The following is a 14,420-nucleotide window of genomic DNA, read 5'->3' on the forward strand; positions in this document are numbered from 1 at the left end:
GTCGAACCGCCACGCCGCCGCTCACGGCCGCCCTCGGAGGCTCGTCTGCGTGAGGATCCACAGGACGCCGAACAGGAGCGGCCACGCCGCGGCGCCAGCGCCCACGGCCGCGCCGAGCGGGAGCCAGATCCCCGCGAGCCCCGCGGTGAGCCCGCCCGAGAACGAGCCGAAGAGCAGGTACGGGAGGATTGACACGCCGGATTTCACGCCGCGCCGGTGCTGGTGATGCGCGACGACGATCGCGAGCACGAATCCCTCGAGCGCGCCCGCGAGGGCGCCGAGGAGCGCGGCGAGGAGGGGGGCGTGTTCCATGGCGATCCGCGGCGATCGTATCGCGAACGGCGCCGTCCTTGCCGAAACATCGAGCCCTCCGATACGATGGCCGTCTCCCGCGATCCGAAAGCGCGATGCCCCAGCTCAAAGCCCTGCTCGAGAACCTCCTCCGGCCCGACGTCACCGAGGTCGCCCTCGCCACCGGCCGGAACCCCTGCGCCAAGGTAGGCGGCGTCTACGAGATCATCGACCGCTCGATCCTGTCGACGGAAGACATCCTGCAGATGCTCGTCACGGCCGGAGGCAGCCGCCACGTCGAGGGCCTCGGCCCGAAGCCCGTGCAGTGGGGCTGCCGCGTGGACGGCATCGGCGCGATCGCCATCGCCGCCGTGCGGAACACGAACGCCGTGCAGGCCCGGCTCACGCGCCTCGCCCAGGATCCACGCAAAGAAGCCCAGCCCCCGGCCCCCGCACCTCCGCCGGCCCAGGCCTCGCTCCCCGCGGCATCCATGATCGCCCCGGCCCCCATGATCCACGCGGCTTCGCCCTCGTTCGAGCTCGATCTCGACGACCGCCGCACGCCCGCGCCCCCACAAGCCCCGCCGGCCGCGCCGAAGGAGGCCACGCGCCCGCGCAATTTCGCGATCACCCTCGACGATCCGGCCGATCCCACGTTGCTCGCGGCCGCCGCGTCCGCCGCCCATTTCGCCACGGGCGCGCTCGACGACATCCTGCTCACGGCGCGCTCGGAAGGAGCGAGTGATCTGCACCTCGTCGCGGGCCGCCCGCCGCTCTTTCGTATCGGCGGCAAGCTCGTCCCGCGTGGCCCGGTCGTCGAGCCGCAGGCCCTCGAGCGTATGCTCACGCCGCGGCTCCCCGAGCGCCTGCGGGACCAGCTCGCGCTCGACGGCTCCTGCGACTTCGCGCTCGACGACCGCCGCATCGGCCGCTCGCGCGTCAACGTCACGCGCCAGCGCACCGGCCTGAAGGCCTCGTTCCGCCTCGTCTCCCGCGAGATCCCGACCCTCGCCGAGCTCGGCCTGCCCGACGCCATCGCGCTCGCGACGCGCCACCACCAGGGCCTCATCGTGCTCACCGGCCCCACGGGGCACGGCAAGACCACCACGCTCGCCGCCCTCGTCGACATCATCAACAGCGAGACCTCGCACCACATCATCACGGTCGAGGACCCCATCGAGTACGTCCACCCGCGCAAGAAGGCGATGATGAGCCAGCGGGAGGTCGGTTCACACACGAGGACCTTTCCATCGGCGCTCAAGGCGTCTTTGCGCGAGGATCCGGACGTCATCGTGGTGGGCGAGCTGCGCGACACCGAGACCGTGCGCATGGCGCTCTCCGCGAGCGAGACCGGGCACCTCGTGCTCGGCACGATGAACACGCCGAGCGCGGCGAAGACCATCGACCGGCTCATCGACCTCTTCCCGCCCGGCGATCAGCAGCAGGTGCGCGTCACGCTCGCCGGTGGCCTGCGGCTCGTCGTGAGCCAGCGGCTCTTGCCGCGGAAAGACGGCCCCGGCATGATCGCCGCCGTCGAGATGCTCCCCGGATCCGTGCCGCTCTGGAACCTCATCCGCGAGAGCAAGACCTGGCAGATCCCGAGCCTGCAGCAACGCGGCAAGGGCTTCGGCATCGTGCGGCTCGACGACTCGCTCGCCGAGCTCGTCCGCGCGGGGCGCGCCTCGCTCGAAGACGCGCTGCTCGTCGCCGAGGCGCCGGACAAGCTCGAAGAGGCGCTCGTCGGCAAGAAGGGAGGCGCGTGATGGCCCGCATCGACCGGCTCTTCGACGAGCTGCTCGCTCGCAAGGGCAGCGATCTGCACCTCGGCGTCGGGTATCCGCCGCTGCTCCGCGCGCGCGGCGAGCTCGTGCCGATGCGCGACGCGCCGATCGACGCGGACGAGATGGAGGAGCTGCTCTTCGAGATCACGTCGAGCGAGGAGCGCGAGAAGATCACGAACGAGCTCGACCTCGATTTCGCCTACCAGTACGAGGACAAGGCGCGCTTCCGGGCGAACTATTTCCACAAGATCACGGGGCTCGCCGCGGTCTTCCGCATCATCCCCACGAAGATCCTCACGCTCGACGATCTCGGCTGCCCGCCGGTCGTCCGCAAGCTCGCGGACAAACGCAGCGGGCTCCTGCTCGTCACGGGCCCGACGGGCAGCGGCAAGTCGACGACGCTCGCGGCGATGATCGATCACATCAACACGACGCGGCCCTGTCACATCCTGACGATCGAGGATCCGGTCGAGTTCGTGCATCCGCCGAAGATGTCGCAGGTCACGCACCGCGAGGTCGGGCCGCACGCGTCGAGCTTCGCTTCGGCGATCCGCAGCGCGGGCCGGGAGAACGCGGACGTGATCCTCATCGGCGAGCTGCGGACGAACGAGACGATGAAGCTCGCCTTGCAGCTCGCGAGCTTCGGCGTGCTCGTCTTCGGCACCGTGCACACGAACAGCGCGGCGGCGACGATCGACCGCATCATCAACGCCTTCCCCGCCGACGAGCAGCCGCAGGTGCGGGGCATGTTGTCCGAGAGCCTGGTGGCGATCGTGGCGCAGCAGCTCCTCAAGACCGCGGACGGCAAGGGGCGCGTGGCGGCGCACGAGATCCTGGTGGGCTCCGCGGCGCTCGCGTCGATGGTCCGCGAGGGCAAGACGTTCCAGATCCCGAACATCATGCAGGCGGGGCAGGCGCAGGGGATGCAGACGATGGATATGGCCCTCGAGCGCCTCGTGCAAAAAGGGACGATCTCGCCGGAGGTCGCGCTCGAGAAGGCGATCGACAAGGAGAGCTTCCAGAAGGTCGTCGCGCAGCGCCTCGCGGGTGGATGATGCGAATGTCGAGAAGAATGGGGGGGCTCGCGCTCGCGGCGCTCGTGTTGTCATCACCGGCGGCGTCGCTCGCGCAGCAGGTCGCGCCGATGCCACAGGGCCCGTCGCAGGCGACGTACACGCGTTATCGCGGCCGGGAGGTCTACTGGGGCTCGCTCGGGTTCGGGCCGCGTGTCTCGACCATTTACAACATCCCGCGCAACAGGTTCGCGATGGGCGGCGGCGCCGTGATCCGGATGCACCCGGTCTCCTATCCGTCGAGGCCGGCGAGTTACATGCCGTTCGAGCTCGAGCTCGAGGTCGGTTATGATCGGTATCTCGGCACGAACCATTACGAGCTCAGTTATGGCGGGTCGGGGATGATCATGTTCGCCTCGGGCAAGTGGCAGCCGTACATGATCGCCTCGGCGGGTCGCTCGCTCGGCCAGGTGGACGCGGGGCGGGACGTGCGGTGGTACCTCGGCGGGGGGTTCGGCGTCGGATATCGCACGAGGACGGTCTTCGTGGGGGCGCAGGTGCGCGGCGGCGGGACCATTGGCAGCGGGGACAAAGGCCCGTTCCCGGCCGAGGGATTGATCGACGGCAAGCTCGTGGGGGTCTTTTATGTCTTCTGAGCGCCGCCCGCACGGCGCTTGCGTGCGCCTCCTGCCCGTGCTGATCGTCGTCTCGGTCGCGGCGACGAGCCAGATGATCGTGGTGCCCGACGTACACGCGACGGGGCCCATGGGCACGGGGATGAAGCCGCCGCCGCCGCCGCCGCCGCCACCGCCGCCACCACCGCCTCCACCGCCGCCTCCACCGCCGCCGCCGCCGGTGTATACGCCGCCGCCGGTGTATACGCCGCCGCCGGTTTATATGCCGCCGCCGCCGCCACCGCCGCCGCCGCCACCACCGCCTCCACCGCCTCCACCGCCGCCGGTCTATACGCCGCCGGTGACATCCACCCCGCCGGGCAAGAGTGGCCCTGCGCCGATGATGGGATCGTCGCCCATACTCGCCTTCTCCGGGCGGTTCTCGTCGCTCTGGATGGTCAACCGCAATGAATTCGGGATCGGCGGCGGGGGCGGGCTCCGCTTCTACGGAGGTTATCTCGAGCTCGAGATCGAGGGCGGCTACAACAGCTATTTCGGCATCGACCGCAAGGACATACCGATCCTCTTCAACACCTTCATCTTCTATCGCGAGGACAAGCGCCTCCAGCCGTACCTGCTGCTCGCCTCGCTCGGCGCGCTCATCTCCGAGGAGAACCAGAAGCAGGACGTGCTCTTCCAGGGCGGCTTCGGCTTCGGCCTCGCCTGGCGCCCACGAAGATGGGTCTCCTTCATGGGCGAGGCGCGCTTCAGCCTCGCCGACTCCATCGAGCCGACCATCCCCGGCGACGGCATCGCCGAGTTTCGGCTTTATTCGGTGCTGTATCCGTTCTGAGGAGCGGCGGCGGGTTATTGCTCCGCGGCCGCGGGCGGGAGCAGCCGCTCGCCGCGCACCGCCGCGCTCTCGGCGGGCAGCTTGAATTCGACGCGGAAGATGGGCACGACCTCGCTCCACACCGCGGCCTGGCCCTGCGTCGAGTCGAGCGATATCTGCGTGCGAGGCCCCGAGCGTGCGCCGATGTCGCTGTAACGCATGGCGTAGGTGAAGGTCCCGGCCTCCTTGCCCGGCTGCTCGGCGAAGCCGGAGCTGTACATGCTCGTGCCCTCGAGCGTGTCCGTGGAGCGATACACGGGCCGCCCGCCGCACGTCACGAGGAGCTTCGCGACGCGGCTTTTTTCGTTCTTCATTTCGAGCGTCGCGTCGACGGCGCAGCTCGCGCCGGGCGCGAGCGCGATCCCCGTCGCGCGGACGACCTTGCCCTCCCACCGCGCCGCCACAGAACGAGCCGGCGCGGGCGGCGCCTCGGTTTTCTTGGGCGGGACGGGGGCGCGCTCGTCGTCGATGATCGTGCCGTCCGCGATGGGCGGCTCGACGACGACCCGCGCGGGCGGGGGCGGCGGCGAGGCCACCAGGTACACGACGCTCACGGCGGCGCCGAGGGCCGCGACGCCACCCGCGAGCACGAAGAAGAGCACGGGGGAGTTCTTCCGCGGCGGCGGCGCGCCGCGCAGCGCGGCGAGCTCGCTCCGCATGGCTTTGAGGTCCACTTCGGCCTCGCGCATCCGGCCCTCGATTTGCGCGATACGCGCGCGTTTCTCCTCGGCCGTCTGCTGGGACCTGCGGGCCTCGTCGAGGTCCTGCTCGAGGCCCTGGATCCGCCCGCGGAGGGCGTCTCTTTCGTCGCGGTAGGTCATGCCTTTGCTCCCGGAGGCGAGAGTGTACGCCTCGCGGCGCGGCTCGTCATCCGGGAGCAAACGGGAGATGGCCCTCAGCGAGCTCGGACCACGACCTGGCTCGAAGGCGCGCTCGTGCCGCGCGAATTCGTCGCCGTCACCACGTAATAATACCGGAAACGGGAGACGACGTTCGTGTCGACCCAGCTCGTGGTGCTCACGTTCGCCACGACCTCGTACGGGCCGCCGCTCGTGGTGCCGCGCTGGACCGCGTAGCTGCTCGCGCCGGTCGAGGCGACCCAGGACACGGTGACGCCGCCGCCACTCGCGGTGGCATTGACCGAGGTCGGCGGCGTGGGGGTCGGGATGGGGAACGCCCGGGTCACGGGGGTGACCCAGAGGAGCGGGTCACGCGCCTCGCGCTTCTGCTCGACGTGAATGAACCGGCCGCTCGTGCTCGTCGCCGCGGTCGAACACACGCTGTCCGGCGATACCCCATTCAAATGACGCCCCTCGACGTTGTCCGTGGCATTCAGCGTACACGTCCCGCTGCCCGGCATCTTGACGCTCCAGGTCGGGTGCGCCGCCTCGACCTCGGCGTCGAGCGTGCGCACGGGGGAGTCCGCCGGAGGCGCGCCGGTCATCCCGGGCGAGAGATACGCGGTCACGCCCTCACACGTGTCCGTCCCCATGCCGTGCCATTGAATCTGATGATGCGGGCGGGACCCGTAGAACCTGGCGATCTCGCGCGACGCGACGAAGAACATGCTCCCCGCGTCGTGCGCACAGTCGGCCTTCTGATAGTCCCTGTCGCAGGCGCGCGTGCCATTGGCGTGACGATGCGCGCCGCAGAGCAGGAAGCTGCGCGCGTCCGTCCGCTTGAAGAGGCCGACGGCCTCGAGCTCGGTGTCGAGATCCGAGAGCGGGTGTGGCGCCTGGTGCGAGAGCTCGCGCGAGGCCGAGGGGTCGACGATGAACGTGCCCCAGCCTCGATCCACGAACCCGTCCCCATTCCCGTCGACCACCTCGAGCATGACACAATATTTCTTGCCGTTCTCGCCGTCCGTGAACGTCCGGAGCCGCATGATCGGGGCGATGCTCGCCCCGAGCTCGAAATCACAATACCCGTTCATCATCCGCGTCACGGCGTCGCCGATCTCGGCGAGGGCCGTCGCGGAGGGCGCCACGTACCCCTCCGAGCCCCGCACGGGCATCGCGTCGCGGACACACGCGACGAGCGCCTCCAGCGTGGGGGCCGCCGCGCACGGGATCTCCAGCGCCTCGGTCGAAACGCCGATCGGCTCCTCGTTTGCGCCGTCGACGTCCGTCCGGCCAAACCATTCCCCGCCCCCACAAGCGGCCACCATCACGACCGCGACGAGCAGACCCGTCCCCTTGCGAATGAAAGGCATATACGCCCTCCCCTCGGCACACGGGCTACCACACCACCTCACAATGCGCTCGCGGCCCGGACATCCACGCCTGCCGGGAGATTCTTTTCGTCACGGAAGGATACGTTTTACAAGACGCACGGTGTCGAGGCGTGCCGTACGGTCCCCGTCCGCCCGCGATCGATCGATCAACCTAAGGATCGATCGATCGATCGACCGAAGGATCGATCGATCGATCCAGGCTCTCGACCCACGCCCCCTGCCCTGACATCTTTCCCCGCGAAAACGCGCCTCTCCCCCACCCGTGCGCACCTGGCACGTCCTCTGCTTGGGCCTCCGTCCGAACCTCGGAAATACGGAGAAGACAGCATGAACAGCTCGATCAAAGCCCTCGCCATGACGCTCATGACCTCGCTCTCGCTCGTGCTCACGGGCTGTCCCGAGTGGGACGTCGCGGGCGCGGCGGAGGAGACGCAGGAAGAGGCCGTCGGCGAGGCCGAGCAGAACCTCATCTGGTACGACGACGAGATCGACGAGCCCGGCGACGACGAGGATCCGGGCGAGGCGGGCGCCGACGGTTATCAGATCTGGGGCGGGTTCGACGGGCGCTGCTACACGTACGACAAGAATGGCAACGTCATCGAGGTGCCCTGCCCCGAGGACGGTTACATCGTGTGGGGAGGCTGATCCTCAGCCGCCCCGCCCCGCCACGGCCACGAACGACACCGGCACGAATCGCTCGCCGTCCCATTTCATGAAGCGATATCGCGGCGAGCTCAGGGGCTCCGGGAAGGTGAAGCGCACCTTCGTGACCTCCCCCTCCGGCGAGACCTCCTCGATCGTCGCCCGGTGCGTGCCCGGCTCGAAGACCTGCCCCGCCCGCCACGGCTTGCCCGTCGTGTAGAGCTGCTCGAAGAGCGTCGGGAAAAAGTCGCCCTTCTTCGGGCGGATCGAGATCTCGTATTCGGAGAGCACCTCCACGTCGACCTCGCCCACCACGTAGGACAGCGAGTAGTAATGGATGCGCTCGCCCCCGAGGCCCTGGTAGAGCTTGTCCACGTACGAGATGTTCGGGTTGTGCGTGATCGGCTTGTAATCGGTCACGCCCGTCGGGAGCACGCGGCGCAGATAGAGGCCGTAGAGCGCGGTCATCTCGCGCTGGTGCCAGTTCAGGAAATACACCTCGAGCTTGTCCTCGGGCAGGCGCTGGTAATCGATGGACTTCGCGAGCGAGTCCGAGATCACCCGGAAACGCCCCTCGAACGTCGCCACGATGTAAATGCACACCTGGCAGAGCACGGGCGCGAGGACGAGGTGCAAGAACACGAGCGCGCCAGCCACGACACGCGGCCCGCGGCCCTTCGGGAAACGCAGGACGGCCTCCTCGAGGACCCGCGCGACCATGTAGGCGAAGCCAATCGAGGGCAAGAAGAGGTTCCGCGGGTCGGGGAAGCTCGTCGTCACGATGACCTGCCCCGCCACCATCGTGAGCACGAAGAAGCGCAGCGGTCGGTCGTTACGCAGCCAGCGCCACGCGAGCGCCCAGAAGCCGAGCGTCACCGCCCCGAGCCCGAGCGCCGCGAGGGGATAGTCCTGCGCAGGCGTGCTCGAGAGCACGTGCAAGGGCACGCCCGTCGCGAGGATCACGGCGTGGTAAAAACCCGACCGGAAGAAATGCTCGGCCCAGAGGCCAGGGTTCTTCAGGGGGTTGATGTAATACACCGAGTTCGCGCCGTGCCCGAGCACGACGAAATACAGGACGAGGAACGCCACGCTGACCAGGAAGAACCCGGCCAGCATGCCGAGGTGCGGGCGGATCCGCGCAAAGAAGGCCTGCCCCGGGCGCTCCGGGAACACCACGACGTGCGCGAGCACGAAGAGCGGCAAGACCAGGCCCGACTCCTTCGAGAGCAGCGCGCAGGCATACGAGAGCAGCGACAAGGCCGCGAAGACGCGGCCCGCCCCCTCCCGATATCGGATGAAACCGAGCAGCGAGGCGAGGACGAAGATCGCGCCCACGGTCTCGTTGCGGTTCGCGCTCCAGACGATGTTCAATGCGTGCGCGTCGTCGAGCGCGAAGACGGCCACCGCGAAGACGAGCGCGAGCGCCGAACGCGAGGGCGGGAGGAACCGCGCGAGCAGGCGGTGGACGAGGAAGACCGTGGCCGTGTAAAACCCGATGTTGACGAGGTGCGCCGCGATCGCGCTGTGGCCGAAGAGCTGGTACTCGAGCCAGTGCGTGATCGACGGGATCGGGCGCCAGAAGTTGATCCGCATGTCCGGATCGGTCCACCAGGGCGCGAGGCCGAACTTCTTGAAGGCGACGACCTCCTCGGTCGAGCGGATGAGGCCAAAGAGGTTCAAATGCTCGCGGAAGATGTCCGGGAACTGATCGAGCGCGAGCCTGTGCAACCAGTCGTCCGCGAAGAAGCCGCAGCGGAGCGAGGGCACGTAGAAGATCGCCGTGAAGAGCGCGATGAGCACGACCGCGCGGCGCACCTTGGCCAGCACGAGCGCCTCCGCCGAGGGCGCGGGCGTCTCCTCCCGGACCGGCACGGTGGTCACGAGAGGACCCCGCCGGGCTCGCGGTGGCCCTCGAGCACGCGGCGCTCCCATACGGTCGCGACGATCGCAATCAGCGTGAAGACCACGATACGAAGCACGAAATAAACCTCGAAACGGTCGAGCGCGATGGCGAGGACCATCAGATCCATGTGCGGGGCGTTGCCGCAGAGCGCCCATAACCGCATAGGCGCGCGGTGCGCCGCGACGTACGTCTTGCCGAACGCGTCGTCGGCCGGCCGCTCGGAGAGGCGTACGCCGAGGGGGCTCACCTTGGCGAGCAGGTTTTGACGGTTGCCGAGCTGCCAGACGAAGACCGTCATGAGCACGCGCTGGAAGAGCGAACCGCCCTCGCGCACCTTCTCCAGCGTCTTCTGCGCGCGCTCGCGATCGCCGCCCTGGTGCTTGCCACCCGAGAAGAAGCGCAAGTAAAGCGCGCAGTGGAAATCGTAGAGCATGAGGTGATGCGCCCACGCGACGTGCGCGCCGAGGCCAAGCGCGGCGGCGAGCAGCGGGCGGCCCGAGGTCTGTCCGAGGTGGTAAACGGCCGCGAGGGTCGTCGCGACGTTGACCGCGTAGTCGGAGGCGCCGTCGATGGCGTGGCCCGTCTCGGACGAGGTCTTTTTCAGCCGCGCGATCATGCCGTCGACGCCGTCGAGGATGGCCGACGCGAAGAGCAGGGCCGCGCCGAGGAGCCGGACGTAGAGGCTGCCCTCCACGATACAAACCGCAGCGCCGAGCCCCGCGCAGAGGGACAGGAACGTGACCTGGTTCGGCGTGATGGAGGTCTTCACGAGCGGCCGCGCGAGCAGGAGCTGGAGCGGCCGATGCACGTGGAGGTTCACGGGGTCCTCCACGTCGGGGGATTTGATCACGTCGCTGAGGCGGATGGTCATCGCTTGGAACGCAAAGGGAAGCTGTCGTCCTCGACACGCCCTCGGGGACACGAGGACGCCCCATTTGGCATGAAGGCCGGTAGAAAACCATCCCTGGCAGAGCGATCACCGGTGTGAACGAGGTTCACGCCCCGCGTGAGGGTGCGTAGGACAGGTAGCGGCGAGCACGTTCTCCGCCGGGCCTTTCCGGCGCGCGGGGTTGCAGGGCCTCTCTCCCGTGCACTATCCTGCCGCGTCCGGCCGTGGATCGCGCGCCGAGACACGCTTTTTCCAATGCAAGAACGTACTTCCCCCCGGCCTCTCCGCGTCCTCGGTCGATTCCAGGCGCGCCGGCCTTTTCTGGTCCTTCTCTTCACCCTGCTTTCGCTCCTGCCGGCGGGCTTCTTCGCCACGAAGATCGGCTTTCGGCCCGATTTCTCGGAGTTATTGCCGGACAACAAGGACAGCGTGATCGAGATGCGCCGGGTCTCGGCGCGGCTCTCGGGCATCACGACGTTGACGGTCACGGCCGAGATCGCGGACGGGAAAAACGAGGCGGCGCTGCGCGCATTCGTGGACGCGCTGGTGCCGAAGCTCGCGGCGCTCGGGCCGCCGTGGGTCGAGCAGGTCGACTGGACCTCGCGGGCGACGAAAGAGTTCTTCGACGAGAACAAGCTGCTCTTCGCGGAGCTCGCCGACCTCCAGAAGGCGCGGGACGAGGTCGTCGAGCGGTACGAGTACGAGGTCCAGAAGGAGACGGGCACGCTGCTCGACGAGTCGGACCCGCCCCCGCCGATCACGGCGGCGTCGCTGAAAGAGCGGCTGACGGGGAAAAAGGCGGGCGAGGCGCCGGCAAAACCGAAGAGCCAGGCGGAGATCGACCGGGGCCCGCACGCGAACGGGTATTACATGAGCGGCGACGGCAAGTTCGTGGCGGTCATCGCGCGCACGAGCCTGTCGAAGAAGGCGGACCGCGAGGAGCTCCGGCGGAAGATCGAGCGGATCGTCGAGGAGATCGGGCCAAAGAAGTTCGATCCGACGATGGAGGTCCGGTACACGGGGGACCTCATCATCAGCGGCGAGGCGTACGACGCGATCGTGCAGGACCTCGGGGAGGTCGGCATCAGCGGCGTGCTCGGCGTGCTCGTGCCGGTGCTGCTCTTTTTCCTGCGGGTGCGCACGGTGCTCGTGATGGCGGGCAGCCTGCTCGTGGGGCTCGTGTGGACCTTCGGGCTGACGTATTTCACGATCGGATACCTGACCAGCTCGACGGGCTTCCTGGTCACGATCATCGCCGGCAATGGCATCAACTACGGCATCATGTACATGGCGCGTTACCTCGAGGCGCGCCGCGACGACAATGCCGACGTCGAGGGCGCGATCGAGGCGGCGCACAAGGATACGTGGCTGCCGACGCTCTCGGGCTCGGCGACGACGATGCTGGCGTACGGCTCGCTCATGCTGACGGATTTCCGGGGCTTCAAGCACTTCGGGATCATCGGCGCGTACGGGATGCTGCTCTGCTGGCTCGCGACGTACCTGTGCACGCCGGCCCTGCTCGCGGCGACGGAGCGGGTCCGCCCGGTGTATTTCCCGAGCCAGGAGCGGACGAAGGCGCGTGGTTATTATGGCGTGCTCTTCGCGAAGCTGGCGCTGGCGGCGCCGCGGACGCTCGGGGCGATCGGCGTCGTGATCGGGCTCGTCTCCGTGGGGCTGACGTACCGCTATTTGTCGAGCGACCCGATGGAGTACGACATGCGCAACATCGACAACGAGCGTCTCGAAAACGCGGCGGTCAAGCTGTCGGTGCGCGCGGGGTACATCGTGGGGCGGATGTCGCAGGACGGAATGGCGGTCATGACGGACCGCCTGGACCAGGTGCCGCTGCTCGAAGCGGAGCTGCAAAAGCGGCTCGATGCGGCGCCCGCGAACCAAAAACCCTTCGAGAAGGTGGTGACGATCCACTCGCTGATCCCGAAGGATCAGGCCGAGAAGCTCCCGCTCATCGAGGAGATCCGGCGCATCGTGACGAAGGCGCGGAAGCGGAAGCTCATCACGGACGAGGACTGGGCCGAGATCGGGCCGTACATGCCCGCGGAGGATCTGAAACCGATCACGATCGCGGACCTGCCGGAGCCCGTGGCGCGGCCGTTCACCGAGAAGGACGGGACGCGCGGGCGGATCGTGTACATCGTGCCGAAGCAGGGCCAGAGCGTGTGGGACGCGCATTACCTCATCCGCTGGGCCGATAGCTTCCGGTCGACGACGCTGCCGACGGGCGAGACGATCAAGGGCTCGGGTCGCGCGGTGATTTACGCGGACATGATCCAGGCCGTGGTGGAGGACGCGCCGAAGGCGGTGGGGCTCGCGGCGATCGGGGTCGTGGTGATCATCCTGATCGCATTCCGCGGCAGCCCGCGCTCGCTCGGGGTGTTCGTGCCGTGGCTCTTCGGCGTGAGCATGCTGCTCGGGTTCCTCTACCTGCGGGGCATCAAGCTCAATATCTTGAGCTTCATCGTCCTGCCGATCACGTTCGGGATCGGGGCCGAGTATTCGCACAACCTGATGCAACGATACCTCTCGGAGGGCGGCGAGAGGCTCGATCGGGTCTTCACGGAGACGGGCGGCGCGCTCGTGCTCTGCTCGATGACCACGTGTATCGGGTACTTCGCGCTGATGTTCTCCATCAACAGGGGGATCGCGAGCTTCGGCCTCGCGGCGGCGGTCGGGGAGATCGCCTGCTTGCTCTCCGCGGTGCTGATCTTGCCGTCGTTCCTCGTATGGCTCGAGCAGCGTCGCAAGGCCGCGCTGCCGGAAGCCGCCTCCCCCGAAGACAAGGTCGATCCTGCGGCGTCGTGACCCGACCCCTGCCACTTCCTTCGATTCTCACCTCGATGCGTATCGCCTACCTCGCTCCGAACATCCCGGTCCCGGGCACGCACGGCGGCTCGACGCACGTGACGAACGTGTATCGCCAGCTCTCGAAGCGCCACGACGTGCTCCTTTATTGCCGCGCGGGCTCGACCGAGCCGGGGGCGCTCTCGCGCGGCTTGAACGTGCACCCGGTGCTGCAAAAAGGCCTCTTGCCCGCGGCCTTCGCGGCCACCGTCGGGGCCGTGCGGCGCTTCCGGCCCGACGTGATCTACGAGCGGTACTCGGCCTTCGGGCTCGGGCCCTTGCTCGCGCGGGCGACGGGCGCGCCGTGCGTGCTCATGACGCTCGACCGCGACGCGAGCGCCCTCTCGTTCCGGTATTCGGATCGGATCGTGGCGACGAGCGCGGAGTTCATCCCTGTGGAATACCGGGACAAACTGCGGATCGTGCACTGGGGCGTGGACGTGGACGGGCTCGTCGGCAAGAGCGGCGCGGCCTTGCGGGCGCGCCATGCGCCGCGGGGCGAGCGCATCGTGCTTTATACGGGCAGCTTCCCGGACTGGCACGGGGTCGAGGTCCTCGTCGAGGTCGCGCGGTCGTGGTCGGGGCCGGACGTGGTCTTCCTGCTCGTGGGGGACGGACAGGACAAATCGTACGTGGAGCGGCTGGCGGCGTCGCGGGGCGTCGCGGGGCGGGTCGTCTTCGCGGGGCGGGTCCCGCACGGGGAGATCGGCGCGTACATCGACGCGGCGGACGTGTGCGTCGCGCCGTATGCGCCCTCGAAGCATTACATCTTCCGCGTGTACGGCATGAATCGCGACCCCATCAAGGTGCTCGAGTACATGGCGCTCGGGAAGGTGGCGATCACCATCGACACGCCGCGCATGCGAGAGCTCTTCAAGGCGGACGAGGAGATCCTCCTCTACCGGGCCGAGGATCCGGACGACCTGCGCCGAACGCTCATGAAGGCGCTCACGGACGCGGACATGCGCGCCCGCGTCGGCTCGGCCGGCGCCTCGCTCGTTCGGTCGAGGTACACGTGGAGCCACCACGCGGAGGAGCTCGAAGCCGTCTTCGGCGAGGTCGTGCGCCGGTAACCGCCCTCCCCTAACGCGACGCGGCTAGCTTGGGAAGGAAAAAAGTCAAGGTCGGCGAAAAGAAACTTGCACGGGTGTCACCGTCCTGTAACAATCTGTCCTTCACCTTGACATGGAGGAGGGCACGATGCGCGACCGCGTTCACCAGGTTCTGAAGTTCGTGGGACTGGCCCTTGCCGTTGTCTTCCTTGGCCCGGGCGTGGAGCTCACGTCCCAGGACGGCCAAGGCT

At 68.2% G+C, this 14,420-nt stretch carries 12 protein-coding genes; 7 read left to right on the top strand and 5 right to left on the bottom strand.

Translation table 11 applies throughout. The features are described from left to right. Window positions 1-21: 21 nt before the first annotated feature. Complete coding sequence (locus GF068_RS08075; protein WP_153818738.1) at window positions 22-312, bottom strand: hypothetical protein; 291 nt, start codon at window positions 310-312, stop codon at window positions 22-24. Between the two features lie 95 nt (window positions 313-407). Between GF068_RS08075 and GF068_RS08080 the strand changes: the two genes are divergently transcribed. From GF068_RS08080 to GF068_RS46155, 4 genes are read left to right on the top strand one after another with little or no spacing between them, the layout of a single operon-like run. After that, window positions 408-2,054 carry a type IV pilus twitching motility protein PilT gene (locus tag GF068_RS08080; RefSeq protein ID WP_240806735.1) on the top strand — a complete coding sequence of 549 codons (1,647 nt, stop codon included), beginning with the start codon at window positions 408-410 and terminating at the stop codon, window positions 2,052-2,054. Continuing rightward, a complete protein-coding gene (locus GF068_RS08085) occupies window positions 2,054-3,127 on the top strand; it encodes a type IV pilus twitching motility protein PilT (RefSeq protein WP_153818739.1) in 1,074 nt (357 codons plus the stop codon). Before GF068_RS08080 ends, GF068_RS08085 begins: the two co-directional genes overlap by 1 nt. Before the next feature lie 5 nt (window positions 3,128-3,132). Continuing rightward, a complete protein-coding gene (locus GF068_RS08090; protein WP_153818740.1) occupies window positions 3,133-3,741 on the top strand; it encodes a hypothetical protein in 609 nt (202 codons plus the stop codon). Next, on the top strand, window positions 3,731-4,552 hold the full coding sequence (locus GF068_RS46155) for a hypothetical protein (RefSeq protein ID WP_153818741.1): 822 nt from the start codon (window positions 3,731-3,733) through the stop codon (window positions 4,550-4,552). The genes GF068_RS08090 and GF068_RS46155 overlap by 11 nt, the downstream gene beginning before the upstream one ends. A 14-nt stretch (window positions 4,553-4,566) precedes the next feature. Here the strand turns inward: GF068_RS46155 and GF068_RS08100 are convergent, their stop codons facing one another. Beyond that, a complete protein-coding gene (locus tag GF068_RS08100; protein ID WP_153818742.1) occupies window positions 4,567-5,412 on the bottom strand; it encodes a hypothetical protein in 846 nt (281 codons plus the stop codon). Window positions 5,413-5,486: 74 nt separating this feature from the next. After that, on the bottom strand, window positions 5,487-6,803 hold the full coding sequence (locus tag GF068_RS08105) for a fibronectin type III domain-containing protein (RefSeq protein WP_153818743.1): 1,317 nt from the start codon (window positions 6,801-6,803) through the stop codon (window positions 5,487-5,489). Window positions 6,804-7,151: 348 nt separating this feature from the next. Here GF068_RS08105 and GF068_RS08110 point away from each other — a divergent pair, with 348 nt between their 5' ends. Further along, window positions 7,152-7,469 carry a hypothetical protein gene (locus GF068_RS08110; RefSeq protein WP_153818744.1) on the top strand — a complete coding sequence of 106 codons (318 nt, stop codon included), beginning with the start codon at window positions 7,152-7,154 and terminating at the stop codon, window positions 7,467-7,469. Window positions 7,470-7,472: 3 nt separating this feature from the next. On the opposite strand, the gene GF068_RS08115 is transcribed toward GF068_RS08110, so the two are convergent. After that, window positions 7,473-9,347, bottom strand: coding sequence for a glycosyltransferase family 39 protein (locus GF068_RS08115; protein ID WP_170319358.1), 1,875 nt, complete (start codon window positions 9,345-9,347; stop codon window positions 7,473-7,475). Beyond that, window positions 9,344-10,240, bottom strand: a complete 897-nt coding sequence (locus GF068_RS08120) for a CDP-alcohol phosphatidyltransferase family protein (protein WP_153818746.1) — start codon at window positions 10,238-10,240, stop codon at window positions 9,344-9,346. The genes GF068_RS08115 and GF068_RS08120 overlap by 4 nt, the downstream gene beginning before the upstream one ends. Before the next feature lie 273 nt (window positions 10,241-10,513). Here GF068_RS08120 and GF068_RS08125 point away from each other — a divergent pair, with 273 nt between their 5' ends. After that, on the top strand, window positions 10,514-13,078 hold the full coding sequence (locus GF068_RS08125) for an efflux RND transporter permease subunit (protein ID WP_153818747.1): 2,565 nt from the start codon (window positions 10,514-10,516) through the stop codon (window positions 13,076-13,078). 35 nt (window positions 13,079-13,113) lie between these two features. Next, a complete protein-coding gene (locus GF068_RS08130) occupies window positions 13,114-14,190 on the top strand; it encodes a glycosyltransferase family 4 protein (RefSeq protein WP_170319359.1) in 1,077 nt (358 codons plus the stop codon). The last annotated feature ends 230 nt before the right edge of the window (window positions 14,191-14,420 follow it).

The organism is Polyangium spumosum (assembly GCF_009649845.1).
In the GTDB taxonomy this organism is placed as follows: Bacteria; Myxococcota_A; Polyangia; order Polyangiales; family Polyangiaceae; genus Polyangium; species Polyangium spumosum.